Origin of the sequence: Enterocloster alcoholdehydrogenati (assembly GCF_013282095.1) — a bacterium.
In the GTDB taxonomy this organism is placed as follows: Bacteria; Bacillota; Clostridia; order Lachnospirales; family Lachnospiraceae; genus Enterocloster; species Enterocloster alcoholdehydrogenati.
In genome coordinates, this window is record NZ_BLTJ01000008.1 from 46,706 (window position 1) to 71,012 (window position 24,307).

Sequence of the window (24,307 nt, forward strand, 5' to 3'; positions counted from 1 at the left end):
AACGAATAATCAGAACAAATCGGTCGGCCGGTTTCCGGGAGGGTTACTGGCTGCTTTCTGGTTTTTCCGGCTGCTGCTGACCATCTGCCGGTTTTTCCGTCTGCTGGCCGTCTGCCGGTTTTTCCGGTGGCTGCTGGCCATCCGCAGGTTTCTGAGGAGGAGTCTGTCCGTCGCCGTCTTTGCCTTTTTCAGGTGCCCCGCCATTTGGCTTTTGGCCTGCTGCGCCTGGGGCTTTTTCTCCTGGGGCTGTTTTGTCTGTCAAAGCCCCGTCAGGGCGGTCTGCGTTTTCGCCGGTTCCGGCCTCAGTGTTTCCGCTGCCAGCGTAGGCCGCTACAGCGGTTCCCTCAGAGGCAGTTCCTTCTGTATAGGGAGTTCCATTTACATAAAGCGTATGTCCGTTTAATTTTACATTATCTGTGCCGCAGGTCAGTGAGGTAATATATGAATCTCCGGTTAAGGTCCAGGTAGAATCCCCGGAAAGCTCTACATAAACGCTGCCGGCTACACCGTCTGTATTGACAGCGCCGGTGTAGGAAGAGCCGTCCTTCAGATACATATTTAAAGTGGAAATATCGTCTACGGTAGTCTGACCCTCAAGCTTCTGATTGGCTGCAGTAAAGGTCACATTTCCGCCGTTGGAGCCTTCCTGGCCCCAGCCGGCCTTGGCAATACGAAGCAGATCGTCTGTAGCGCAGGTGAGAGCCACATTTTCAAGGGAGATCTCAGCGGTGGTATTGTTGACGAAGAACATCCCGCCGTTTTTTGAGGTAAGAGAACCTCCGGTCATGTGGAAACTTGCGGTGCCCTCGTCTGCGTCGCCGGACATAGACTGATACAGCATGACAGCCTGATATACATCGGAGTTGCTGCCGTTTAATTTGGTATGATTGGCAGTGACATTGGTATTTTCCAGGGTAACGCTGTTTTTGCCTTCTACTACAACGCCCTGGGAGGCATTGGACACCAGCTCGGCATCTTTTGCGGTGATATCGGCAGTGGAGTAGATGGCTGGGGAACCAACTCCGTTACTTTCATAATGTCCGCCGGTTACAGTGACGGTTCCGCCGCCGCGGTCGGAACGGATGGGAGCGGAGGAGTTGCCTTCTGTGGTTACGTTCAGGTTTTCAGCGTTCATGGAAGCGCCGCCGGTGGTCATAAGTCCCCCGGAGCCGTCGCCCTTTGTGTGGATGGTGGAATCCGAGATATCCACGCTTGTGCCCTCTCCATAACTGAATACACCGTTGGCGTGTTTTCCGTCTGTGGTAATATCTGCGTTGCTTATGGTAAGCTTGGCTCCGTTTTCGGCCAGAACGGCGGCATTTTCACCGTAGAAGTCCGGCTCATCCCCTTCAGAATCACCGCTTTTTACTACGGAAATGTTGTTATAGGAAGCCGATTCTCCATCTGCATGAAGAGCGTGGCCGCCATTTTCTGTGTTTTCATAGCGGACATTTTCAGAGGTGTCACTTTGGCTGGCGGCTTCGGCAGCGTTGACGGCGGTTGTTTCCTGGGACTGGGCGGTATGACTGCCGCAGGCGGACAGCATCAGACCTCCGGCTGCAGACAGGGCCAGCAGGTTGGCATACAGTAAGGCTCGTTTTCTCATATTTCATTCTCTCTTTCTGATATATTTTGAAGGTAACTATTCATCCATATGGCCGAATAGCTGCTTTTGAAGCTGTGTCCCAGTATAAACACCTTACCTTAAATCTACTTTAAAAGTGATGAGGAAATTAAAAGTTCCTGAATGGTCTGCATGGTCAGGTCAATGGATGCGATTTCATCAGCGCATCGTTTCAGTTCTTTTCGGATCAATTCTTCTTTGGGTACTTCCTGTTTATATTTAATCTGATGCTCCAGACTGGCCCAGAAATCCTGGGCGATGGTACGCAGCTGGAGCTCTGCTGTGAGTCCTGCGGCCTCGCCTTCCCGGATTCTCAGGATCATGTGAAGGCTGCGGTAACCATTCTCCTTGGGACGGGAAATATAGTCCTTTTCTAAAAGCACCTCCAGTTCCGGACGCTGCCTGATCCACTGGGCCATATGATACACGCCGCTTGTAAAGGAACAGACTGCCCGAAAACCCAGGGCATCATGAACTCTTGTAAGAGCCAGGGAGCCGTCGGCTTCCAGTCCCCGCCGCTTTAATTTTCGGGCCATGCTTTCCGGCGCTTTGATCCGTGAGGTGATGCTTTGAACCGTATAGGGGCTGCCCTCGTCCCGGTACAAATGTGTATATTCTGAAAAAAGCCCCGTCAGCTGGGTCTGGGCCAGCTGCAGACGGGGAAAGTCATTTCCGTAAAATTCTTCTTCTGTCAATGAAATATTCACCATCCTTTCGATGGGGAAACCATATCTTTTTGTGCGGAATCACTGCTGCTATCCGCGGACGGGAGCGTGTATCCGCTTATCTACGGATGCTGCGCCGCCGGCAGCAGAACGGTGATGGTGAGAGACGTCCCATCCTCTGTCGCTGCAGATATCCTGCCTTTATGAGCGCCTGCCACCGCATTTGCAATAGAAAGCCCGATCCCGTATCCGCCCGTTTCTGAATTACGGGAGGTGTCCGTGCGATAGAAACGGTCAAAGAGATGGGGCAGGTCTGACGGATGGATGGACTGGGCTGTATTGGTAAGCTTTAGACAGAGGTATTTTCCCGTCTGTTTTAAAGTAAGATGGATGTATCCCTGGGGCGGACAGTATTTTACAGCGTTGTCAAGGAGAATGGACAACAGCCTTCCAAGGTCCTTGCGGTCTCCCCGGACAAAGAGAGCGGAGGCAATGTCCATGGAAAAGGTCTGCTGCCGGCTTGCGGCCATGGCCTGAAAGGACTGAGCGGCCTCCTGGGTCATTTCAGAAAAAGAAAAAACCTCCATCTGAAGATTTCCTCCGGCCTCCTCCATACGGGAAAGGCTGATGAGGTCATTGGTCAGCACAGTCAGACGCCGGGTCTGGTTTTTGATTTCTGCCAGCCACTCATTTTCGCCCAGATCCATTTCCAGAATATCCGTATTGGCATTTATGATGGCTAAGGGCGTTTTGATCTCGTGTCCGGCATCGGTGATGAAACGGCGCTGTTTTTCGTAGCTTTCCGCTATGGGTTTTACGATTCGTCGGGAAAACAGAAGGATCAGCACCAATACAGCTGCCATGCCCAGAAGGGAGATAAGAACGCAGGTCAGGGAAAAGCTGTAAAAGCTTTCCAGGCTTCTGCGGCAGTCCAGAAAAAGTACCATGGATCCGTTGGACGTGTTCTGAACTGCATACCGGTATACATCCTTAAAGCCGCAAGTCCGGCCGGAAGCGATGATCTCTCTGGCATAATCCAATGCCTTGTCCTGCTTGACTGCGGCGATCCGTTCCATATTTGCGGTGATGAGCTCCCCTGTATTTGTCAGACGTACAGAAAAAAAACGGGATTCAAAGGGAAGCTCCGGCGCGCTCTTAAAAGGACCGGACTCCAGGGGGAACACCCCTCCGTTGCCTGCAAGCACGGCCAGAGTCCGGTCTGCCTCCATGGTGAGATGGCGGTAGCTGACCGCCATGCTGAGGCTTATAATAAGAAAGAGTACAGTAAAAAGTGAGATCATGGATACCAGGATCAGTTTATTTCTCAGCTTTCGGATCATATCTGTTCCTCCAGTGAATAGCCGGCGTTTCTGGCGGCCCGGATCTGGATGTTGGCCTGAAGAGATGCCAGTTTTTTACGCAGATAGGAGATATAGACCCATACTACGCTGACGTCGGCCTCGCTGTCATAGCCCCATATCCGTTCCATAAAACGGTCAGCGGAGATCCGCTGCCTGGGATTGCACATCATAAGTTCCAGCATTTGAAACTCTTTGTTGGCCAGACAGATGCTGCCGGTGGGAGAACTAAGCTCAAAGGTGGCCCGGTCCAGGGTAATATTTCCAAAAGAAAGCCTGGAGGAGCCATGGTCAGTCTGTGTCCGTGTCATGGCCCGGATCCGGGCTGTAAGTTCTCTGGCGTCAAAGGGCTTGGTGAGATAGTCATTTGCCCCCATATCCAGGCCAGTCACCTTGTCGTCGATCTCACTTTTTGCTGTGAGCATCAGCACCGGCGTCAGATTACCTTTGCGCCTTAATGCTGCAAGCACTTCAAAACCGTTCATTTTCGGCATCATAATATCCAGTATGATGCCGTCGTAGATTCCGGATTCCAGATATTCCAGGGCCTCCTGGCCGTCAAAGGCTGTATCGACGGTATAATGGTTTCGTTCCAGAATTGCGGTAATGGCCTTAGACAGCGGCCTTTCGTCCTCCGCAAGCAAAAGTCTCATGATCCCAACTCCTTATTTATACTAAGATTCGGCTTCTCATCGGCGGGGCTGTGTCCCTTTGTCCGCCGACAATATAAAATATTATAACGCAGAAACCTAAAATAAGCCTTAAAAATTTGGTCTGTGAATTAAAAAATGAAAGTAATGGGATAAATCGGTAACAAATGGCATTTTATGTTGATTAACAGTCATGAAAATGTTATTATTTTAAAATAAATCAGGGGGAGACGAAAGGATCGGGTATAGAAATGGATGAAAAATGGATGCAAAGGCGGCTGAGACGGCTTACCCTTTTCTGCGTTTTGATCAGTATTGCCCTAACGGTGGGCGGCGGTATTGCCGCAGCGCTTTTAGATAATATGTTTAAAGGATCCCTTAATGAGCAGATGGCAGCTGAGACGGTTCAGTACAAAGCGAATATAGAAAGAAAGATCGATGCAGATATCCAGACGCTGGCGACTTTGTCCAGTTTTATGGAGTTCAGCAACTCCATGGATGCGGATAAATTTGCTAAGAGCCTGTATGAGTCGAACAATCAGAACAGCTTTATTCGAATGGGCTATTTTGAAAAGGATGGGAGCGGAATACGCGTGACGATCAACGGCCCCATAGAACAGGATCTGAAGGCCGATCAGACCGCCCCGGCTGTGTACCAGCTGATAAAAGAGGCCTGGCAGGGTGAAACGGCAGTTTCAGGGGTCTATCGTGACGGCCCGGAGAAAAAGGAGTTTATCGCCTATGCGGTGCCGGTATGGAAGGATGACCAGGTGGTCGGAGCGCTGACGGCCTGCGACAGCGTATCGGTATTGCTGGATATCCTAAAGGATAAGGGGCGGTTCAGCGATCAGGGCAGTGTCTATATAATAGGGCCGGATGCAGATATTGTGCTTCGTGATGGAAACTGTGGGGACGGGGAGCTTATGTCCGAAGAGGAAAAGGCGGCTTTCCGCGAGGCGGCTGGAAAGCAGGAGAACATTTTCCTCAAATTAGACCATCAGGGTACGGACTGCCAGGCATATGCGCAGCCACTGGGCCTGAATGACTGGTATCTGCTGTTTGCAGTTACCGGGCGCGGAATGAATGAGCCTATGTATCACAACATGATGATCACGCGGATGCTGTTCATTATGATTGTAATTATAGCTAACTGCTGTATCTTCCAGGGATATCGTATGCTGAAAAAGAGCAGCAGGGATTTATTAAAACTTGCCTATTATGATCCCGTGACAGGGGCGTACAATATGGTGCGCTTTTCCGATATGCTGGAACCGGTGCTGCAGAGCACCAGGGAGTTTAGCGTAGTGGCTCTAAATATCCGCAAATTTAAATTTATCAACGAAATATTCGGAAATGAGATGGCGAACCGGCTGCTTTGCGAAGTAAAGCGTGCGCTGGATGACGCCATAAAGGAGAATGAATTCTTCTGCAGAGAAACGGCGGATAAATTTTATATCCTGTTCAGAACTGCTGACAGGGAAGAGGTACGGCGGCGTCTGGAGAAGATAAGCGGGCAGATCAGCACTATTTTCCAGGATCGTCAGCGCCATTACCGGATCATGCTGTACATGGGTGTGGTCACAGGGAACGACATCCTGCGGGAAAGGATGAACCGGGAAGACGTAATGACCCATGTAATGTTTGCTTTAAATAAAGCCAGACAGGGACAGCAGGATGATATTTGGTTTTATAACGCAGAGCTTCATGAAAGGGAGGAACTGATCAACTATATCGAGAGCCATATGAACCAGGCGTTAAATGACGGCGAATTTAAGCTGTTCCTTCAGCCCAAGATAGAACTGAATACAGGAAAGCTGGGCGGGGCGGAGGCGCTGGTGCGCTGGATCAAGGCAGACGGAAATATGATATTTCCCGGTGATTTTATCCCTCTTTTTGAGCAGAACGGCTTCTGTACGGAGCTTGATATGTATATGATGGAACAGGTATGCCGCCAGATCCGTTTCTGGATGGATGAGTACGGCGCGGAGATTTCCGTTTCTGTGAATCAGTCCAAGCTTTTATTTTATCAGGACGGTTATGTGGAAAAGCTCTGTGAGATCATAGAGAGGTATCATGTCCCGGCCCATTTGATTACGTTGGAAATCCTTGAAGGAATGGCTCTGGAGGACGCAAAGGGGCTGAATGATAAGCTGAGTGAACTGAAGGAAAAAGGTTTTAAAATATCCATGGATGATTTCGGAAGCGGCTATTCTTCTTTTAATACCCTAAGCAGTCTGGACATAGACGAGCTGAAGCTGGATCGGGGATTTTTAATGGAGATGCACGGAAGCAGAAAGGAACGCCGTCAGATCGTTCTGGAGCAGATCGCGCAGCTGGCCAGAAAAATGGAGATTATCACTGTGGCAGAGGGCGTGGAAACCAAGGAGGACGAGGCGATTATCCTTCAGGCAGGCTGCGATTATGGCCAGGGATATTATTACAGCAAACCAATTTGTGCAAAGGAGTTCACGGAAACATATATTTCCTCAGATCAGGCATAAAAAACAGAGGAGCAGCCCGCCGACATCAGTCGAAGGCTACATTCCCCTGCATCCAGATTTGTCCCTTAAAACGGCGTCCCACTGCCGGTTCGCCGATCAGATCCATGGAGTTGACGGCAATCATAAAATTAAGATCATTACATTCCAGGCCAAGAAGCAGGATCTCCTCACCGGTAATGCGGTTGGTCCTGCGGTCAACGGAAAGGATATTTCCGATGATGGCATACTGATCACATTCAATGCCGGATGGCATAAAACAGGTTTCTACAATGGAATAGATATCCTCCCGCGCCACACGCCGGGATACGGAAGAAAACAGGTCGATATCTTCTACGGTCAGCGTCTCGATGGCGTCCTCATCACCCCGCTTTGCGGCTTCGATGAGGCTGCTGCGTTTGCTGGCCGCTTTTTTTCTGTCCTCGGTCTGTTTGAGCGTTTTCTGAACGGGCAGAAGAATCTTGCCCTGAACAGACAGGCCGGAAAGAGCGGCGCCTTTTGGAAGAAGGGGCAGACGCTCCTGCGTGCGCAGACGGTACTCCATGGAATTTTCCATATAAAAGATCAGGGAGATACCCACCCGGTATTCATCGAGAAGCCCGGCAAAGGTTTCCCGTTCTGTATGGCGCTGGATGGAGCAGTCTGCCCGTGATGTAATCTGGGTATTTTCCACATAGGGGAAATAGTATTCCTGCTTAAATGTGCCGCGCTCAGTTAAACGGCCCGCAATAGCCACGCCCATACCAGGCGCTGTCTCGGCCCGCAGTTCACAGAACGTATCTTTTCCGGTTCCCTTTAAAATATCGGAACGTGAGGCATCTTTGGAAAGCTTTCGCAGAAGCTTATCCATGTCGGGACGTGCCGTATACTGGCTGAATCCAATGGTACGCATATATTTGTGCATGAGTTCACCTTCTTTTCTGAAAATTGATTTGAGACTGTTCAGCCCATTATATCCTACTTTGAGGGAGATTACCAGTGTTTTCGCGCAAAAAGCCTCCCGCATATTGACAGCCCATGATATGATTATACCATCATGACACACGTATATGGAAAGGACGATAATGGATCAGCTTACAAAAAAACCCCTTTTTAACCCCCAGGGCGATACAGGCCTTTTAAAACGGAGGGTAATTGGAGGCAATACGACCAACTTAAATGATTTTAACAATGTGCGCTATACCTGGGTCAAGGACTGGTATCGCCAGGCCATGAATAATTTCTGGATACCGGAGGAGATCAGTCTGGGACAGGATAAGAAGGATTACCCGGAGTTAAGCCATGACGAGCGGGCGGCCTATGATAAGATCTTAAGCTTTCTGGTGTTCCTGGACTCTATTCAAACGGCAAACCTTCCCAATATTGGAGAATATATTACGGCAAATGAGATCAATCTCTGCTTAAATATCCAGACCTTTCAGGAGTGCATACACAGCCAGAGCTACAGCTATATGCTGGACACCATATGCAGCCCTACGGAGCGGGATTCCATTTTATACCAGTGGAAAACGGACGAGCATCTTCTAAGGAGAAACACCTTTATCGGAGACTGCTACAATTCCTTCCAGGAGGATAAAAGCCCGGCTAACTTTCTGAGGGTCCTGATGGCTAACTATATCCTGGAGGGCGTGTATTTCTACTCCGGCTTCATGTTCTTTTACAACTTAAGCCGCAATGGGAAGATGCCCGGATCAGCCCAGGAGATCCGGTATATTAACCGGGATGAAAACACACATCTGTGGCTGTTCAGAAATATTTTAAGGGAACTGAAACAGGAATGTCCCGAACTTTTTGCACCGGAAAATGTGGAGATGATGAAAGAACTTTTAATGGAGGGCGTCCGCCAGGAGATCCTCTGGGGAGAATATGTGATTGGAGACCGTATTCCCGGCCTGACCGTACAGATGATACGGGATTATATTTACTATCTGGGCAATCTGCGCTGGATGGGCCTGGGCTTTGGAACTCTTTATGAGGGATACGACACAGAACCCCAGAATATGGCCTGGGTGAGTCAGTATTCCAACGCAAATCTGGTAAAGACCGACTTTTTTGAGGCGCGCAGCACTGCATACGCCAAGAGTACGGCTCTGGTGGATGACCTGTAAGCCGCGGCCGGACAGAGCATAGGCAGACTGTAGCGGCGAGCGGCGGCAGGTGTCCGCTTAAGTAAAAAGAAAAGGATACAATATGGAATATATATTACAGATTTTTATTATGATGGCCGAGGGAGGTCAGGGGGAGTGTCCGGGACATGGAGACGAAAACGCCAAAAATGCTGCAGATGTAAGTTTGCGGGAGAAATTGGAAAGGACGCTGTCTGGCATTGTCTCAGACTTTACAGAGCCAGCCTATTCCCTGGACCTTCTGGCAGATAAATTTAAAAGCTTTGCCAAACCGGGTATGGAAGAACCGGCATTGTGGGCGGCTCTGGTAAAGGCCGCCATAGAGCTTACCAGCGTGGAAGCGCCCGGATGGGAGTTTATTGCGGCCCGTCTGCTGGCGTCTTCATTCCGGAGGGAACTGGCGGGACGGCTTAAGGAGCTTGGCATCACGGATTTTTACAGTAAGCTCTGTTATCTGACAGAGGAAAAGCTCTATGGAGATTACATCTTAGAGCATTATACAAAAGAGGAGATACAGGAGGCAGAGGGCTTTCTGTGTCAGGAGCGGGATCACCTTTTTACTTATTCCGGTCTGGATCTTCTTTTAAAACGGTATGTGATCCACAGCCGTTCCCTGAAACCGCTGGAAACGCCTCAGGAGATGTTTCTGGGGATCGCCCTTCACCTTGCCATGGAGGAAAAAACGGACCGGCTTTACTGGGTGCGGAAGTTTTATGATATGCTCAGCAGGATGTATGTCACCATGGCGACGCCCACTCTTTCCAATGCCAGAAAGCCGTATCATCAGCTGTCCAGCTGCTTTATCGATACCGTTCCCGACAGCTTGGAAGGAATTTACCGCAGCATTGATAATTTCGCCCAGGTCAGCAAGTTCGGAGGCGGCATGGGGCTTTATTTCGGAAAGGTACGGGCGGCGGGAAGCCGGATCCGGGGCTTTGAGGGAGCTGCGGGGGGTGTGATCCGCTGGATCCGCCTTGTAAATGACACGGCCGTGGCAGTAGACCAGCTGGGAATGCGCCAGGGTGCGGCGGCGGTCTATCTGGACGCATGGCACAAGGATCTGCCGGAGTTTCTTCAGCTGCGCACCAACAACGGGGACGACCGCATGAAAGCCCATGACATTTTCCCGGCAGTCTGCTATCCGGATCTGTTCTGGCGTCTGGCAAAGGAGGATCTGGATGCTCCCTGGCATCTGTTCTGCCCCCATGAGATACGCCAGGCAAAGGGCTACGCCCTGGAGGACAGCTTTGGCGAGGAGTGGGAAAAGCGCTATCGGGAATGTGTGGAGGACACGCGCATAAGCCGCAGGACAGTCACAGTCAAGGACATTGTGCGTCTGGTCTTAAAGTCCGCTGTGGAGACGGGAACTCCGTTTGCCTTTAACCGCGATACGGTGAATAAGGCCAATCCAAACAGCCATAAAGGAATAATCTACTGCTCCAATCTCTGTACAGAGATCGCCCAGAATATGTCTCCTATGGGAACGGTAAGCCAGACCATAGAGACAGAAAACGGGGATCCGGTGGTGGTAACGAAGGTGCGTCCCGGCGATTTCGTGGTTTGCAACCTTGCCAGCCTCTCTCTGGGAAATATCCCTCTGGAGGAAGAAGGGGTTTTGGAGGATACGGTTTGTACCGCTGTCCGGGCGCTGGATAATGTGATCGGCTTAAATTTCTACCCCCTGCCATATGCGGAGCGTACCAACCGCACCTACCGCAGCATCGGTCTAGGCGTGTCCGGCTATCACCATATGCTGGCGAAACGCCGGATCCGATGGGAAAGCAAGGAGCATATCAGCTTTGTGGATCGTCTCTTTGAGAGGATCAGCCGCGCAGCCATCAGGGCCAGCGCTGATCTGGCGGCAGAGAAGGGAAGTTATTCTCTCTTTGAGGGCAGCGACTGGCAGACAGGGGCGTACTTTGCCAAGCGCGGCTACAGCGGCCCTCTCTGGGAGCAGACGGCCGCCCTGGCGGCCAAAGGGATGCGCAACGCCTATCTTCTGGCCATTGCACCTACCAGCTCTACCAGCATCCTCTCAGGCACCACCGCAGGCATTGATCCGGTTATGCACCGGTTCTTTCTGGAGGAAAAGAAGGGAGCCATGCTCCCAAGAGTTGCCCCGGAGCTGACGCCGGAAACCTACTGGTATTACAAAAATGCCCATCTGCTGGATCAGACCTGGAGCGTAAAAGCCTGCGGCGTCCGCCAGCGGCACATCGACCAGGCGCAGAGCATGAATCTTTATATCACCAACAGCTATACCTTCCGCCAGGTCTTAAACCTCTACCTTCAGGCCTGGGAGCAGGGCGTAAAGACCATCTACTATGTCCGTTCCAGATCATTGGAGGTGGAGGAGTGTGAAAGCTGTTCTTCCTGAGGATCCGGCATAACATAAAAGAGGCGGTTTCCGTCTGATCTGTCAGCCGGAAGCCGCCTCTTGTTTATGATGGGGTATGCTGCGCCCATTGTTTATACATAAACAGGCCGGTTTGTCAGCGGATATTGTTATCTGCCGGGATAATGATGGCTGCGATAATATAAGCCGCCAGTCCTGCCCCTACCGTCACGCAGGTAAAGATAGCCCAGACAAGACGGATCAGAGTGGGATCGATGTCTAAATATTCGCCGATGCCTCCGCATACGCCGCTGAGCATACGATTGGTGGTGGAACGGAATAATTGTTTTTTCATAGTGGTAATGCCTCCTTTGTATGGCGGTGTCCATGATCCGGCCCGGTCTGACGGGACGCGGTGAAAAAGACACCCTTTGCATTCATTCTATTGTTTTCATAAATGATTGGTTATATACAGTCATCCAGACGGTCCAGAACCCATTCCATATGGTGGGGGCGCAGGCGGGACCAGGAAATTCCTCCGGCAGCGGAGGCGATTGAGGATATGGCCAGGCCGCTCAAAAGGAAAATGAGACCGGCAATGGCGCAGAAACGGATCAGTCTATTCATCGTTTGCACCTTCCTTTATGAAGCAGGCTGCTGATCCACTCAATGATGCTGCAGACCAGACGGGGGATCAGCCTGCCGTAAAATAACAGGCAGAGGGCGAGAAGAAGAAATCCTGCGCCCAGTGCGGTCAGTCCCGCTCCCGCAGTAAAAATTCCCTGCAGGGGATGGATAAAGAGCCATATTATACCAGTGGGAATCATGATGACGGCGGAAAGGAAAGCTGCTGCGGTCATAAGTCCAAGACCGATAAACAGGATAATCAGCACGCCTCCGATTCCCGTAAGTACGCCTGCGATACCGCCTCCGATCCCCAGAAGAAGCGGAGCGCCGACGATGATCAGAATAATCCACAGGATCGCCTTTAAAAGAGGATACTTTTTCGGGGATCGATAGGAGGAATCCGCCTGAGGGGCGTCCTCTTCAGCTTTCTGACCCTCGTTGGGCCGGGAACTGAAACGTCCATAAAAGTTCCCTTTATTATGAAACGGTGTTTCAGGCAAATCCATCCTCCGGGCCAGTTCATGCCCCGGATCTTTATAACGTTCATTTTCGTAGCCGGAATCGGTAAATTCGCCGTTCGCATCCGGGTTGCTGTGAAGGCTGGTGCGTACAATAGAAGCCACCCGCTCAGGGCTTCCCAGTTCATTTATGATATCGGTTTCATGTTCTGATCCTGCCTCATCAAAGTAATCCTGATAATATCCTAGGGCATCCTGCCGGTCATCATCATCAATATCCTGGAGCAGATATGCAAGCTGTTTCATAAAAGTGTCTCGGTTCAATGTTCTCCCTCCTTCATGATCCGGGAGATCTTCTGGGAGTAGACCACCCATTCTCTGCGGTAGAGCTGCAGCTGCAGCCGCCCCTGTTCTGTGAGCCGGTAATAGCGCCGGTTTCTGCCGTCAATGGCCTTGTCATAAACCTCCAGGCAGTCGTCCTTCTGAAGCCGCCGCAGCACCGGATACAGGGTGGATTCGGATATATCGATAGCCCCGCGGACCTGCTGGGTGATCCGATAGCCGTAAGCTCCTTCTTCCTCTCTGGAAACGGCTGCCAGCACAATGGCGTCCAGAAGGGCAGAGCCGGTATTGAATACCATAAGCATCCCTCCGTTTCGTGTGTTTGTTAGATTCCCTCCGGGCTTTTGGGGCCGCAGATGAAACGCTTTTTAAAGCTTGTATGTTATTTACAACAATATTATATGACATATAATATTATGCGTCAACGAAAGAATTATCAAAGAAAGAGGAAAGATTTCGTTAGATTTTCTTAAGCTATTTTAGAAAGTGTTAACTGCGAGGTCAAATTTTTGACACAATTGACCTGTATACTTAGTGCCATAAACAAGCAGTCAGAGCTTTTTACATAGAGAACAGCAGCAGAAGACGCTGAGAGATCACAGTGGAAAACAGGCGTCAGGGCGCTCATAGATATGTTTTCCTTTATGATCTCTCAGCGGGACAGCTGCACGATAGATTACTAAGCCGGCGGGGTTGGCGTATGGACAGCCTTGCCGGCTCAAACCAATTTATGGGGAAGTATGGGCAGAGGAACCGCCCTTTGTATCCCGCAGGGTCAGTATTTCCTCAAACAGCTCTCCATTTTCCCGTATGGTTTTTTCGTTTCCCACCGCAGAAACCGAACCGGCCGCCAGAAGGCGGTCTATGAGGGCAGCCGCCGTTTCCTTATCCTTCACAGAGCTTCTTCGGATATCCCGTATCATTTCATTTATATATTTGGCAGAGATCCCCATGAGCCTGCGGCGCATGGCCCGCATCCGGTTATTTAGGATGCCCACAGGCAGAAGGGCCTGGGCGTAGGCGCTTAAGATGTAGCCCTGGAGATCCTCTGGAGTAATGGACAGATTCTTAAGGGCCTTTCCTGTTTGCAGAAAGACGGAAAGGGTAGAGCGGATATCTGGATCCTCGGTGCTCCACAGAGTAAAGTAGGATCCTGGCAGGAGAAAATCAATACCGCTGTCATAGGCTCTGCCCTGATAACGAACAGCGGGCTTTACATATTTATCTCCCGCTGCCAGCAGATAGGGCAGATAACGTCCCTTAAACTCCGGCATATCTTTAAAATCACCTAATACACGGATTTCCTGAAGAGGGCTGTCGGTACAGGCCGCCGTCCGGCGGGCGGGCGTCAGATCCCAGTCAGGAAGTGTAAGGGAATGGGAAAACGTTTTCATATCAGTTTTGCCGTTCAGAGACTCTAATATACGGGATGCGGATCCCAGAATATCCTCCAGGGCTTCGCTGTCGGCCGATGCCAGAAAGACCAGCTTTCTGCGGCTGACCAGCCTTTGCGTCAGTCCGGTCAGCCGCTTTGTTACTTCTTCCCCGGCTTTTCTTGCATCCGTATCCTCAGGATGTTCCTGTTCCAGCGTCAGCCGGTTCTGTATTTCTTTTAAAAACCCATGGATTTCGGGCGGATTTAACAGATAGCGGAAACGGCTGTCCTGCCGGATGCACCGCTCTGCCAGACTATAGGCCAGGGAAGGCCCGTTTTCTCCTTTTGACATATCATAGTCTGGGATATACTTATCGATCACCTGCAGAATCGTCTCACGGTCACTGTAGTTTCCGCCGGTCATCAGATCCAGCAGGAAATCAAGTCCGGTCTCAAAATCCCCGGTCAGCCCCGACCAGGCAACACTCATCATGGGGCGGCTGTTTTCTCCTGCTTCTCTGCCGGGATACAGTTCATCAAAGGTACAGTCATAAAGAAGTTCCTGTTCCATGTTTTTCTGCTGTTCTACGGTAAAGCGGTCTGTATCCAGCTCGGTAAGCAGCATCTGATACAGCGTGAGATACTTCCAGTCCTCGGCCTCCAGCTGCTGAAGGTCAAAAAACAGCTGATAGCTGCCGATTCCATGAAGGGGAGAAGGGGAGCCAAAGCAGAGAATCCCCCGGCGGACTTCACTGAAAACCTCAGGATCCTCTTCCGGCTCCGGCAGCTCTTCCGGCCGGATCAGAAAGTCCAGGCAGCTCTCATCGGCTGCGCTCCATGCTTTAAAATCCCTGGTTTCCTGGATAAGGCAGCAAAGCTCTTCTTGGGTCATGCCCGCCTTTTTTTCTTTCAGCCAGGTATCGCGCTCGGCTTCCAGCTGTTCTGCCAGCCCCGGCACAGGCACGGTTACAGACAGTACGCTGGCTGCCGGATGGAGCGCCCAGGCGGCCAGCCGCTTAAGGATCGCCTGCTCCCTGTCCTCGGAGAAGGTTTCAAAGGACTGTTCATACAGAGAATAGTAATCCGTCCGTCCGGTCAGGCTCCAGAACCGCCCGATATCCTCTGACAGATGAAAGCCCAGATGCGGCGTCTCGCCCATGAGAAGGTCAGCCAGCCGGTTTTCCTTAATGGCTGCCTGGTATAAAGCCTCCGGGATTCCGCTTTGAGAGATTTCCATAAGCCCCTGGCGTACTGCCTTTAGAAATGTCTCTTCCTGACCCTCATCCCCGTTTTGAAGGCGGAATTTAAGCGACGGCTGCTGGGACGCGGTGTCCAGATAGACCTCAATCACATTGTTAAGCCCCAGTGAACGGGCCGTGCGCTGGATCGGGGAGGTATCCTGGTTCATCATATCGGCAAGAAATCCCATATAGATCACATCCTCATGGCTTAAACCGGAAAGGTCTGCCGTGTAGTCAATAATGGAGGAGTGGATGGCCGGACTGCCCTCATAAGCCGGACTTTCCGCCCGGATCTTTTTAAAGCCGGGAGCCACCGGTTCATGAAACCAGGGGCGCAGATCAAGGCTGCGGCTCTTAAAACGGGACAGATGGTTCTCGTCCAGAAAACGGAGCGCTGCTTCCAGATCGGCGTCCCCATAAAGGATCATCAGGCAGTTGGAGTAGTCATACAGGTTTTCATAGGCTTTTTTTATCTTTTCAAAGGTCATTTCCTTATAATGAAAATGCAGCCGGCCTAAAAGATTAGCTGCCGTCTGGCCCTGATAGAGTGCTTCTGCTGCCGCGCTGTCGGCATTTTCCTGTATATCGGTGAGATGTCCCCAGTCCTCGCTGAGCACCGTTCCCAGCATGGAAAGCTCCCCGTCAGGCTCCTCCAGCTCAAACCTCAGGCCTTCCCTGCGGAAAAAACGGTCATCCTTCATGGCATCCGGTTCTTCCATGCAGCATAAAAATACATCCATCAGCTTTAACAGCTGTTCCATGCTCAGGGAGCAGACCGGGTAGCAGGTGCAGGTATTGTCCGTAATCCCGTTCATAAAGGTGGAGTAGCTTTTGCTGTCCATGTCAAAGAAAACATCCCGGCTGGGATATTTGGGGCAGGAGCAGAGCATCAGATGCTCTAATATATGGTTGGAATCCAGCGGATCCAGCTGGGGTGTTCTGTAAATCAGATCAAACCCCAGCTCTCGGTCATCATTATGTATATATAAAAGTCTGGCTCCGCTGAAGGGATGGAACAGTTCCGCTGTCTCCGCCCCCAGCATGGAGATGGTATTGCGCTCTGTGACGGTAAAACCCCACAGAGTCTGGCCTGTTTCAGGCAGCCTGGACATAGGCATATATCCTCCTGGATTATGGTCGGTATGCTCCTTAAGAGCAAAAAATGCTGCACCTTTGGCACTCCTGCCATCGGTACAGCACACGGTTCCCTCTAAGGGTAGGGTTTTTACTGCTGCGCCTTATACTCCTTTAATGCCTGGGCCAGCTGGTCAGGACATGAGGTGGGACGGGGGCCGCACTGGATACCCTCCAGACGCTGGATTGCTTCATCCACATCCATGCCCTCTACCAGTCTTGCCACACCCTGCGTATTGCCGGAGCAGCCGCCTGCAAACTGGACATTAACCAGCCTGTTGTTCTCTACATCAAAGGAAATGGCTCTGGCACATACGCCATGTGTCTTATATGTTGCCATTGGATACCTCCATATGTGTATTTGTACGTTGGGAATATATCCGTGCGCACATTGTATTTTCACCGGGCAGACGGGGCGTGTGCCCCTGATCTGCTGATGGTAAATTCGATTATGCCCCAAGGAAGATGGATTGTCAAGAAGATGGTTGAAAAAAAGGGGCAGGGCACAGTATAATGGACGAAAGCGTGTGTGCGCAGAACAGGATAGATGAAGGAGGAAATGAACATGATAGCGATTATTGGAGCCATGGATGAGGAAGTGGCAATGTTAAAGGAAAGAATGACGGAGGTACAGGTGGAACGATGGGCGTCCATGGAGTTTTATAAGGGAAAACTGGAGGGAAAAGATACGGTAGTGGTGCGCTCCGGTATTGGGAAGGTAAATGCGGCTATGTGCGCCCAGCTTCTGGCTGACCGCTATGCTCCGTCCTGTATCATCAATACCGGAATTGCCGGTTCTCTGGATGCAGAAATCAACATCGGGGATATAGTGCTTTCTACCGATGCCTTACAGCACGATATGGATGCAGGGGCCTTTGGATATGAGGCAGGGCAGATCCCCAGAGTGGATACCTTATCTTTCCCCGCAGAGGGAGAACTGGTGCGTCTGGCAGAGGAGTGCTGCCGTCGGGTAAACCCTGAGATCAATGTCTTTGCAGGCCGTGTGGTTTCTGGGGACCAGTTTATTTCTGATAAGGAGAAAAAGAAGTGGATTCGGGAGACATTTTCCGGTATGTGTACAGAGATGGAAGGAGCCGCCATTGCTCAGGTATGCTATTTTAACAGGATTCCGTTTCTGATCGTGCGTGCGATCTCAGATAAGGCGGATGACAGTGCGGGCGTAGACTATCCGGTATTTGAGGCTCAGGCGATCCGCCACAGCGTCCGTCTGATGGCGGAGATGGTGCGCTGCATGGGGTAACCCCGGGACTTTAACGGCTATAAAGCCCTTTTCCTCCCTTGAGAATCGTTTCGTGGGGGAATTTGACGAACGATTCTAGGGGTTCTCAACTTCCCAAATCGGATCCCCTGACTATAATAGACCTTACCGGAGCCGCTCGGAGCATTTTTAAAAATGATCCAGACCTGCAGGGGCGGCCGCCGGACGGTAAGGCAGCCGCCAGGGCTGCCATAGGAGCCGCTATGGCCGCGCGGGAACATTTGTCCCCAGGCGCAGGCGGCAGAGATAAGCAATAGAAAGGGGAATTGGTTATGATGAGTTTTTTACAGACAGGAAGAGCTTTATACGTGCTGGCGGCGATCTGCCTGGGAGGTATTTTTGTAAGGCTGGCAGCGGGAGGCTTCTATAAACGGCTGATTCGGGAAAGCGCCAATCTGGCTCTTACAAAAAACCGATATCTGCGCACCCTGCGTCAGAATGCAGAGGATACATACAGAATCAATATGGGAATGAGCAACACCAGAGTTTATCTGGAACGCCAGCTTTACAGCCTGCGTTTCATGGGCATGAGCCTGCGGGGGCTTGAGAGCCTTGGCGGCCAGCTGACTCTTCTGTGCTTTCTGGCAGGAGGAGCGGCGGCTTTCCTTTCCTATTGGTATAGAAGTGACAATTACTACATTGTCCTGTACGGCGTCATGGGGATCTTTGGAGGCATGGTCACTATGTTTGCGGATTACGGTGTAAATCTGGAGGAAAAACGTCAGCATCTTCTCACCTGTCTCCAGGATCAGCTGGAAAACGCCATGTGGTCCCGGCTGGAGCGTGAAAATACTACAGACCAGCAGCCTGCTCTTCCCGCAGAGGAGGAGCGCAGGGAACAGGCACCGGTGCGCAGTATCGGGAGAGACCGCAGATCCGGCGCCCATGCAAGGCGCAGCGCTGAGCAGACAGCGGCCAGCAGAGAGAACCTGAGGGAGGTAAGCCGCGATGCCAGGGAGGACCGATCGGGTGAGAACTGGCTTCAGGACTTAAATCCCGATCAGAAGCGGATGCTGGGAGAGATGTTAAAGGGATTTATTTCCTGAAATGATAAAAAAAATGGAATTGTAGAATAAAATATGGTATAATCGGGCCATAAGCGGGCAAAACCGCGGCAATATCAGCCACAGGCCCTTATATGCCTGTGGACATAAGAAAAGGAGAGCGCGAGTTATGGGAAAGGAAGTAGTTTTTGATTATTCCAGGGCAGCAGAGTTTATTTCCGCGGAAGAGATGGAGAATTTTAAGACCACTGTTATGAGTGCGAAGGATACGCTGGTGAATAAATCAGGCGCAGGAAACGATTTTCTGGGATGGATCGACCTGCCCGTTGATTATGACAGGGATGAGTTTGCACGGATTAAAAAAGCAGCGGCAAAGATCCAGGGGGATTCCGATGTGCTGTTAGTGATCGGCATCGGAGGTTCCTATCTGGGAGCCAGGGCGGCCATTGAATTTCTGACCAACAGTTTTTACAATGTGCTTCCAAAGGAGGTTCGCAAAACCCCGGAGATCTATTTCGTGGGAAACAGCATCAGCAGTAAGTATATTGCGGATCTGAAGCAGGTGTTGGCGGGAAAGGATTTCTCCATCAATATCATTTCCAAGTCGGGAACAACCACAGAACCGGCCATAGCATTCCGTGTGTTTAAGGAAATGCTGACTGAAAAATATGGAAAAGAAGAGGCAGCAAAGCGTATCTACGCAACCACAGATAAGGCAAGAGGCGCGTTAAAGAATCTGGCAGACGAGGAAGGCTACGAGGAGTTCGTAGTGCCGGATGACGTAGGCGGCCGCTTCTCCGTACTGACCGCTGTAGGCCTTCTTCCCATTGCAGTCAGCGGCGCTGATATCGACAGGCTGATGGAGGGTGCTGCTTCCGGCCGGAAGAAGGCCCTGGAAACTCCCTATGAATCCAACTCCGCTCTTTTATATGCCGCAGTCCGCAATATCCTGCTGCGCAAGGGAAAGACCGTAGAGATCGTGGCAAACTATGAGCCAAGCCTCCACTATGTATCCGAGTGGTGGAAGCAGCTTTTCGGCGAAAGCGAGGGTAAGGACAACCGGGGTCTGTTCCCCGCAGCCGTTGATCTGACCACTGATCTTCACTCTATGGGCCAGTTCATTCAGGACGGTGCCCGCATCATGTTTGAGACCGTGATCAATGTAGAGGAATCTCCGGCCGAGATCCTTCTGAATAAAGAAGATGTGGATACAGACGGTATGAACTACCTGGCAGGAAAGAGCGTGGATTTTGTAAACAAGAGCGCCATGAACGGAACCATTCTGGCTCACACCGACGGCAGTGTGCCGAACCTTATGGTAAAGATTCCGGAGCAGAATGAGTTCTATTTAGGCGAGCTGTTCTATTTCTTCGAGTTTGCCTGCGGCGTCAGCGGCTATATCCTGGGTATCAATCCATTCAACCAGCCGGGCGTTGAAAGCTATAAGAAAAATATGTTTGCGCTCCTTGGAAAGCCAGGTTATGAGGCCCAGAGAGAAGAACTGTTAAAGAGACTGTAACCGAACGGCAAAAGCCGCTTCCGGATCCCTGTTTTGGGAACGGGAGCGGTTTTTTATTTATATGGAATAACAAGTCGAACAGATACGTTCATATACTCAGAAAATTCGCATTACAAAATTCCAAACAGGGCCTAGACGGAATGGTAATGAAATGTTAAGATTAAGTGTAATACTGGTTTATAGAAATGCAAAACACCATACATGACACACGAGAAAGGAGAACGATCATGGAAATGATCAAGACCAAAACCGCCAATGCCATCCGCGTACTCTCTGCGGACGCCATTGAAAAGGCAAAGTCCGGCCATCCGGGACTTCCTTTAGGCTGCGCCTCTATCGCCTACGAACTGTGGGCAGAACATATGAAACACAATCCGGCAGACCCGCAGTGGGCCGACAGGGACCGTTTTGTATTATCGGGAGGTCACGGCTCCATGCTGTTATACTCTCTGTTCCATCTCTTTGGATACGGAAACCTCTCCATTGAAGATATCAAAAACTTCCGCCAGACCGGTTCCCTGACACCGGGCCACCCGGAGTACGGTCATACCGTAGGGGTAGAGGCCACTACAGGGCCTCTTGGTCAGGGCATGGGCATGGCAGTGGGTATGGCCATGGCAGAGGCCCATCTGGCTGCTGTATTTAACAAGGAGGACTGCCGGATTGTTGACCACTATACCTATGTACTGGGCGGGGACGGATGTATGATGGAGGGACTTTCCTCGGAAGCATTCTCTCTGGCAGGCACTCTTGGGCTTGGGAAACTGATCGTGATCTACGATTCCAATAAGATCTCCATCGAGGGAGACACAGATATCGCTTTTACGGAGGATGTGGCAAAGCGCATGGAGGCATACGGCTTCGGCGTATTCAGGGTAGAGGATGGCAATGATTTTGACGCCATCGGCGCAGCCCTTGAGGCCGCTAAGGCAGATACGGAGCGGCCATCTGTGATCATCGTTCGCACACAGATCGGCTATGGCTGCCCGGCAAAGCAGGGCAAGGCTTCCGCTCACGGCGAGCCTCTGGGCGGGGACAATGTGCTTGCATTAAAAGAAAATATCGGCTGGGAGAGCAAAGAATCCTTCTTCGTTCCTCAGGATGTTTACGATCACATGGAAACGGTCAAAGAGCGTCTGAAGGCGCCTGAGGAGGCGTGGAAGGCACGCTTTGCTCAGTATTGTGAGAAGTATCCTGAGATGAAGGAGCTTTGGGATCAGTACCACGACAGGACGCTGGCTGAGAAACTTTATGACCAGGACGAGTTCTGGACATTTGAGGACAAGCCTCAGGCTACCAGAAATATTTCCGGAGAACTGTTAAACCGCATCAACAAGGCGGTTCCAAACCTCTTTGGCGGCTCCGCTGACCTGGCTCCCTCCAATAAGACAGCTTTAAAGGGAGAAGGGGATTTTTCCAGAGAGGACCGCGCCGGAAAGAACCTGCACTTCGGCGTCCGCGAGCAGGCTATGGCGGCAATCGGAAATGGCCTGGCGCTGCATGGCGGCGTGCTTCCCTATGTTGCTACCTTCTTTGTATTCAGTGATTACATGAAGCCTGTGGCAAGATTGTCCTCCCTGATGAAGGCGCCTTTGACCTACGTTCTGACCCACGACAGTATCGGCGTAGGCGAGGATGGACCGACCCACGAGCCCATCGAGCAGCTGGCTATGCTGCGTTCCATGCCAAATTTCCATGTATTCCGCCCTGCGGATGCCAGGGAAACGGCGGCTGCCTGGTATGCAGCAGTGACTTCTAAGGAAACGCCAACCGCGCTGGTGCTCACCAGACAGAACCTTCCACAGCTGGAAGGAACTGGAAAGGCTGCTTTAAAGGGCGCTTATGTTCTGGAAGATTCCTCCAAGGAGACGCCGGATGCCATCATTATTGCAACGGGATCAGAAGTAAGCCTGGCGGTAGAGGCAAGGAAACTGCTTCTGGCAGAGGGAATGGATGTAAGAGTCGTTTCCATGCCGTGTATGGATGTATTTGAGGAGCAGACGGCAGAATATAAAGAGTCTGTGCTTCCAAAGGCTGTGAGAAAGAGAGTTGCCGTAGAGGCGCTGTCTGACTTTGGGTGGGGCAGATATATAGGTTTAGACGGAGCTTCCGTCTGCATGGAAGGTTTTGGAGCTTCCGGCCCAGCAAATGAACTGTTCGAGAAATTTGGTTTTACTGCGGCTCATGTGGCTGAGGTGGTTAAGAGTCTCTAAATTTGAATAAAATATAAAAAACAGCCGATATATGCTTTAGGGGATATATTGGCTGTTTTTTTGGACAATTTTCACAACTTTTTAACACGTGGAGCGCTGTGATATCTGTATATGTTCCATGTATAATCAGGAATAAAAATTTGCGGATATCAGACGCAGGAGAGCAGCCTGCCCTGAATAACGTAGAAAAGAATGTAAATCAGCAGGAGGATAACAGAATGGAACCATCATTGATCATCGGAATAGTCGTAGGACTTGCCGCTCTCTTGACGGGTTATACGCTGGAAGGCGGAAAATTAGTCAGTCTTATGCTTTTCAGCCCGGCTCTCATCGTAATAGGCGGCACCATAGGCGCAACGGTTGCGTCGTTTTCCCTGAGGGATATTCTTCAGTCATTTAAATATCTGGGAAAAACGTTTCGCCAGCCCAATTCTACCAGCACAAAAAAGCTGATCGATAAGATACTTGAGATTGCGGCAAAATACCGCACAGAGGGCATTACTGCCCTGGATACCATTGTCCAGGATCCGGAACTGCAAAGAGAAGATATGCTGCTTCTGAAAGAGGGGCTGGTTCTTTTGCAGGATGGTAAAAATGAAGAGGATATCCAGTATGTCCTGGAGTCTGAGCTTCATGCATTTTCCACACAAAAGGCAGTTGAGGCCAGCGTATTTGAATCTGCCGGGGGCTATTCTCCCACAATGGGCGTTATCGGTACGGTAATGAGCCTTGTAGTCGTGCTTGCCGCAGGCTTCGGCGATTCTGCCGAGCTGGCGGAAAAGATCAGTACGGCGTTTATTGCAACTTTGTATGGCGTCAGCCTTTCCAATATCGTTTATCTTCCGATTGCGAACAAGATGAAGATGCTGACAAAGAAGAGTATTATCCAGAAAGAAATTATTATCGACGGCGTTTGTATGATCTCCAAGGGAGAGGTTGCCCGCAGTATGGAAAATGAACTTTCCATGTATTATCAGGCATTTCCGGATGGTCATAAGAACTATAAGGCCGGTATTGAAAACTAGGAGGTGAAATCATGGCACGGAAACGACGCAGTGAAGAGGAGGAAGGCGGACACGAAAACAGTGAACGCTGGCTTCTTACATATTCGGATATGATCACGCTTCTGCTGGCCTTGTTTATTATCATGTATGGAATGAGTACGGAAAATCAGGCCAAAATGCAGGCTATGTCTCAGGCTCTTTCAAATGCTTTTAACGGGTCTGCCAGTGAGGCGGGCGCGGGCACAGGTACAGGCACGGGAACCGGGGAAGGAAACGGAACGGCCACGGATCTGGCTTCTCTGGATCCGCTGCAGAGCATTTATGATCAGCTGAACGGCTATATCCGAGAGGAGAATCTTGAAAACGATATGCAGCTTGAACGGACGGAGCATTCCATTTCGATTCGTTTGAGGGATGCCCTTTTGTTTGAGGGAAACTCTTCGCAGTTAAGTCAGGAGAGCCTTCCGACGCTGGAGAAGGTAAGCTCTGCAATCCAGAAGGTATATGGCGGAGTGAACCATATCACGATCACGGGAAATACAGCCGATCTGGGAAATCGCGATGCGGCCAATGAGAGGGATTCATGGCAGCTTTCCGTGGACCGTGCGGTCAAGGTATTGAATGAGCTGACCGCAGCAGGCCTTATGCCGGATAAGATGTCCATTGAGGGAAATTCCCATTACCATCCGATTGCTGACAACAGTACAAAAGAAGGGCGGGCAAAAAACCGCCGGGTAGAGATTACGATTACCGATTCCGCTAATTAGGATGGAATATAAAAAAGAGGCGTTAAGCAGATGGCCGAAGGGTTTTCTTCGGAATCTGCCGGACGCCTCTTTTTATTTGCCATATTTT

The 24,307-nt window shown here is 50.8% G+C and carries 20 protein-coding genes; 9 read left to right on the plus strand and 11 right to left on the minus strand.

What is annotated here, in order from left to right; all coding sequences use genetic code 11:
• Positions 1–43: 43 nt before the first annotated feature.
• The 4 genes from HW447_RS10425 to HW447_RS10440 all read right to left on the minus strand — a co-directional run bounded on the left by HW447_RS10425 (position 44) and on the right by HW447_RS10440 (position 4,300).
• The gene (locus HW447_RS10425) at positions 44–1,606 is read right to left on the minus strand and encodes an ICP22 family protein (protein ID WP_176255207.1); all 1,563 of its coding nucleotides are present in this window, start codon (positions 1,604–1,606) and stop codon (positions 44–46) included.
• 104 nt (positions 1,607–1,710) lie between these two features.
• A complete protein-coding gene (locus tag HW447_RS10430) occupies positions 1,711–2,319 on the minus strand; it encodes a GTP pyrophosphokinase (RefSeq protein ID WP_243176271.1) in 609 nt (202 codons plus the stop codon).
• 92 nt (positions 2,320–2,411) lie between these two features.
• Positions 2,412–3,629 carry a sensor histidine kinase gene (locus HW447_RS10435; protein ID WP_176255209.1) on the minus strand — a complete coding sequence of 406 codons (1,218 nt, stop codon included), beginning with the start codon at positions 3,627–3,629 and terminating at the stop codon, positions 2,412–2,414.
• Positions 3,626–4,300: a response regulator transcription factor gene (locus tag HW447_RS10440; protein WP_176255210.1), complete on the minus strand. Its 675-nt coding sequence runs from the start codon at positions 4,298–4,300 to the stop codon at positions 3,626–3,628. The genes HW447_RS10435 and HW447_RS10440 overlap by 4 nt, the downstream gene beginning before the upstream one ends.
• A 248-nt stretch (positions 4,301–4,548) precedes the next feature.
• Here HW447_RS10440 and HW447_RS10445 point away from each other — a divergent pair, with 248 nt between their 5' ends.
• Positions 4,549–6,798, plus strand: coding sequence for a bifunctional diguanylate cyclase/phosphodiesterase (locus HW447_RS10445; protein WP_176255211.1), 2,250 nt, complete (start codon positions 4,549–4,551; stop codon positions 6,796–6,798).
• A gap of 25 nt (positions 6,799–6,823) precedes the next feature.
• On the opposite strand, the gene HW447_RS10450 is transcribed toward HW447_RS10445, so the two are convergent.
• Positions 6,824–7,699, minus strand: a complete 876-nt coding sequence (locus HW447_RS10450) for a DUF3881 family protein (RefSeq protein WP_176255212.1) — start codon at positions 7,697–7,699, stop codon at positions 6,824–6,826.
• A 160-nt stretch (positions 7,700–7,859) separates the two neighbouring features.
• Here HW447_RS10450 and HW447_RS10455 point away from each other — a divergent pair, with 160 nt between their 5' ends.
• Positions 7,860–8,903, plus strand: a complete 1,044-nt coding sequence (locus HW447_RS10455; protein ID WP_176255213.1) for a ribonucleotide-diphosphate reductase subunit beta — start codon at positions 7,860–7,862, stop codon at positions 8,901–8,903.
• 112 nt (positions 8,904–9,015) lie between these two features.
• Positions 9,016–11,298 carry a ribonucleoside-diphosphate reductase subunit alpha gene (locus tag HW447_RS10460; protein WP_207714808.1) on the plus strand — a complete coding sequence of 761 codons (2,283 nt, stop codon included), beginning with the start codon at positions 9,016–9,018 and terminating at the stop codon, positions 11,296–11,298.
• 115 nt (positions 11,299–11,413) lie between these two features.
• Here the strand turns inward: HW447_RS10460 and HW447_RS10465 are convergent, their stop codons facing one another.
• From HW447_RS10465 to HW447_RS10490, 6 genes are all read right to left on the minus strand, one after another.
• Positions 11,414–11,611, minus strand: coding sequence for a PspC domain-containing protein (locus tag HW447_RS10465; protein WP_176255215.1), 198 nt, complete (start codon positions 11,609–11,611; stop codon positions 11,414–11,416).
• A 110-nt stretch (positions 11,612–11,721) separates the two neighbouring features.
• On the minus strand, positions 11,722–11,883 hold the full coding sequence (locus tag HW447_RS10470) for a hypothetical protein (protein ID WP_176255216.1): 162 nt from the start codon (positions 11,881–11,883) through the stop codon (positions 11,722–11,724).
• On the minus strand, positions 11,880–12,665 hold the full coding sequence (locus HW447_RS10475) for an HAAS signaling domain-containing protein (protein WP_176255217.1): 786 nt from the start codon (positions 12,663–12,665) through the stop codon (positions 11,880–11,882). Before HW447_RS10475 ends, HW447_RS10470 begins: the two co-directional genes overlap by 4 nt.
• Complete coding sequence (locus HW447_RS10480) at positions 12,662–12,982, minus strand: PadR family transcriptional regulator (protein WP_176255218.1); 321 nt, start codon at positions 12,980–12,982, stop codon at positions 12,662–12,664. Before HW447_RS10480 ends, HW447_RS10475 begins: the two co-directional genes overlap by 4 nt.
• Before the next feature lie 429 nt (positions 12,983–13,411).
• Complete coding sequence (locus tag HW447_RS10485) at positions 13,412–16,417, minus strand: insulinase family protein (RefSeq protein WP_243176272.1); 3,006 nt, start codon at positions 16,415–16,417, stop codon at positions 13,412–13,414.
• 107 nt (positions 16,418–16,524) lie between these two features.
• The gene (locus tag HW447_RS10490; protein WP_176255219.1) at positions 16,525–16,773 is read right to left on the minus strand and encodes a TIGR03905 family TSCPD domain-containing protein; all 249 of its coding nucleotides are present in this window, start codon (positions 16,771–16,773) and stop codon (positions 16,525–16,527) included.
• Positions 16,774–16,998: 225 nt separating this feature from the next.
• Between HW447_RS10490 and HW447_RS10495 the strand changes: the two genes are divergently transcribed.
• The 6 genes from HW447_RS10495 (at position 16,999) to HW447_RS10520 (ending at position 24,219) form a co-directional block, all read left to right on the plus strand.
• Positions 16,999–17,694 (plus strand): 5'-methylthioadenosine/adenosylhomocysteine nucleosidase, encoded by a 696-nt coding sequence (locus HW447_RS10495; protein ID WP_176255220.1) that lies wholly within the window; start codon positions 16,999–17,001, stop codon positions 17,692–17,694.
• Between the two features lie 290 nt (positions 17,695–17,984).
• On the plus strand, positions 17,985–18,758 hold the full coding sequence (locus tag HW447_RS10500) for a hypothetical protein (RefSeq protein WP_176255221.1): 774 nt from the start codon (positions 17,985–17,987) through the stop codon (positions 18,756–18,758).
• Between the two features lie 127 nt (positions 18,759–18,885).
• Positions 18,886–20,235, plus strand: coding sequence for a glucose-6-phosphate isomerase (locus HW447_RS10505; RefSeq protein WP_176255222.1), 1,350 nt, complete (start codon positions 18,886–18,888; stop codon positions 20,233–20,235).
• Between the two features lie 227 nt (positions 20,236–20,462).
• A complete protein-coding gene (gene tkt / locus HW447_RS10510; RefSeq protein WP_176255223.1) occupies positions 20,463–22,448 on the plus strand; it encodes a transketolase in 1,986 nt (661 codons plus the stop codon).
• Positions 22,449–22,666: 218 nt separating this feature from the next.
• A complete protein-coding gene (locus HW447_RS10515) occupies positions 22,667–23,473 on the plus strand; it encodes a motility protein A (RefSeq protein WP_176255224.1) in 807 nt (268 codons plus the stop codon).
• A gap of 11 nt (positions 23,474–23,484) precedes the next feature.
• Positions 23,485–24,219 carry an OmpA/MotB family protein gene (locus HW447_RS10520; RefSeq protein ID WP_176255225.1) on the plus strand — a complete coding sequence of 245 codons (735 nt, stop codon included), beginning with the start codon at positions 23,485–23,487 and terminating at the stop codon, positions 24,217–24,219.
• Positions 24,220–24,307 lie beyond the last annotated feature (88 nt).

Bases quoted from the DNA above. Each gene is read 5' to 3' on its own strand.
- HW447_RS10425 (WP_176255207.1), bottom strand. From the start codon at position 1,606: ATGAGAAAACGAGCCTTACTGTATGCCAACCTGCTGGCCCTGTCTGCA.
- HW447_RS10435 (WP_176255209.1), bottom strand. From the start codon at position 3,629: ATGATCCGAAAGCTGAGAAATAAACTGATCCTGGTATCCATGATCTCA.
- HW447_RS10440 (WP_176255210.1), bottom strand. From the start codon at position 4,300: ATGAGACTTTTGCTTGCGGAGGACGAAAGGCCGCTGTCTAAGGCCATT.
- HW447_RS10445 (WP_176255211.1), top strand. From the start codon at position 4,549: ATGGATGAAAAATGGATGCAAAGGCGGCTGAGACGGCTTACCCTTTTC.
- HW447_RS10450 (WP_176255212.1), bottom strand. From the start codon at position 7,699: ATGCACAAATATATGCGTACCATTGGATTCAGCCAGTATACGGCACGT.
- HW447_RS10455 (WP_176255213.1), top strand. From the start codon at position 7,860: ATGGATCAGCTTACAAAAAAACCCCTTTTTAACCCCCAGGGCGATACA.
- HW447_RS10460 (WP_207714808.1), top strand. From the start codon at position 9,016: ATGGCCGAGGGAGGTCAGGGGGAGTGTCCGGGACATGGAGACGAAAAC.
- HW447_RS10465 (WP_176255215.1), bottom strand. From the start codon at position 11,611: ATGAAAAAACAATTATTCCGTTCCACCACCAATCGTATGCTCAGCGGC.
- HW447_RS10470 (WP_176255216.1), bottom strand. From the start codon at position 11,883: ATGAATAGACTGATCCGTTTCTGCGCCATTGCCGGTCTCATTTTCCTT.
- HW447_RS10480 (WP_176255218.1), bottom strand. From the start codon at position 12,982: ATGGTATTCAATACCGGCTCTGCCCTTCTGGACGCCATTGTGCTGGCA.
- HW447_RS10485 (WP_243176272.1), bottom strand. From the start codon at position 16,417: ATGCCTATGTCCAGGCTGCCTGAAACAGGCCAGACTCTGTGGGGTTTT.
- HW447_RS10490 (WP_176255219.1), bottom strand. From the start codon at position 16,773: ATGGCAACATATAAGACACATGGCGTATGTGCCAGAGCCATTTCCTTT.
- HW447_RS10495 (WP_176255220.1), top strand. From the start codon at position 16,999: ATGATAGCGATTATTGGAGCCATGGATGAGGAAGTGGCAATGTTAAAG.
- HW447_RS10500 (WP_176255221.1), top strand. From the start codon at position 17,985: ATGATGAGTTTTTTACAGACAGGAAGAGCTTTATACGTGCTGGCGGCG.
- HW447_RS10505 (WP_176255222.1), top strand. From the start codon at position 18,886: ATGGGAAAGGAAGTAGTTTTTGATTATTCCAGGGCAGCAGAGTTTATT.
- tkt (WP_176255223.1), top strand. From the start codon at position 20,463: ATGGAAATGATCAAGACCAAAACCGCCAATGCCATCCGCGTACTCTCT.
- HW447_RS10515 (WP_176255224.1), top strand. From the start codon at position 22,667: ATGGAACCATCATTGATCATCGGAATAGTCGTAGGACTTGCCGCTCTC.
- HW447_RS10520 (WP_176255225.1), top strand. From the start codon at position 23,485: ATGGCACGGAAACGACGCAGTGAAGAGGAGGAAGGCGGACACGAAAAC.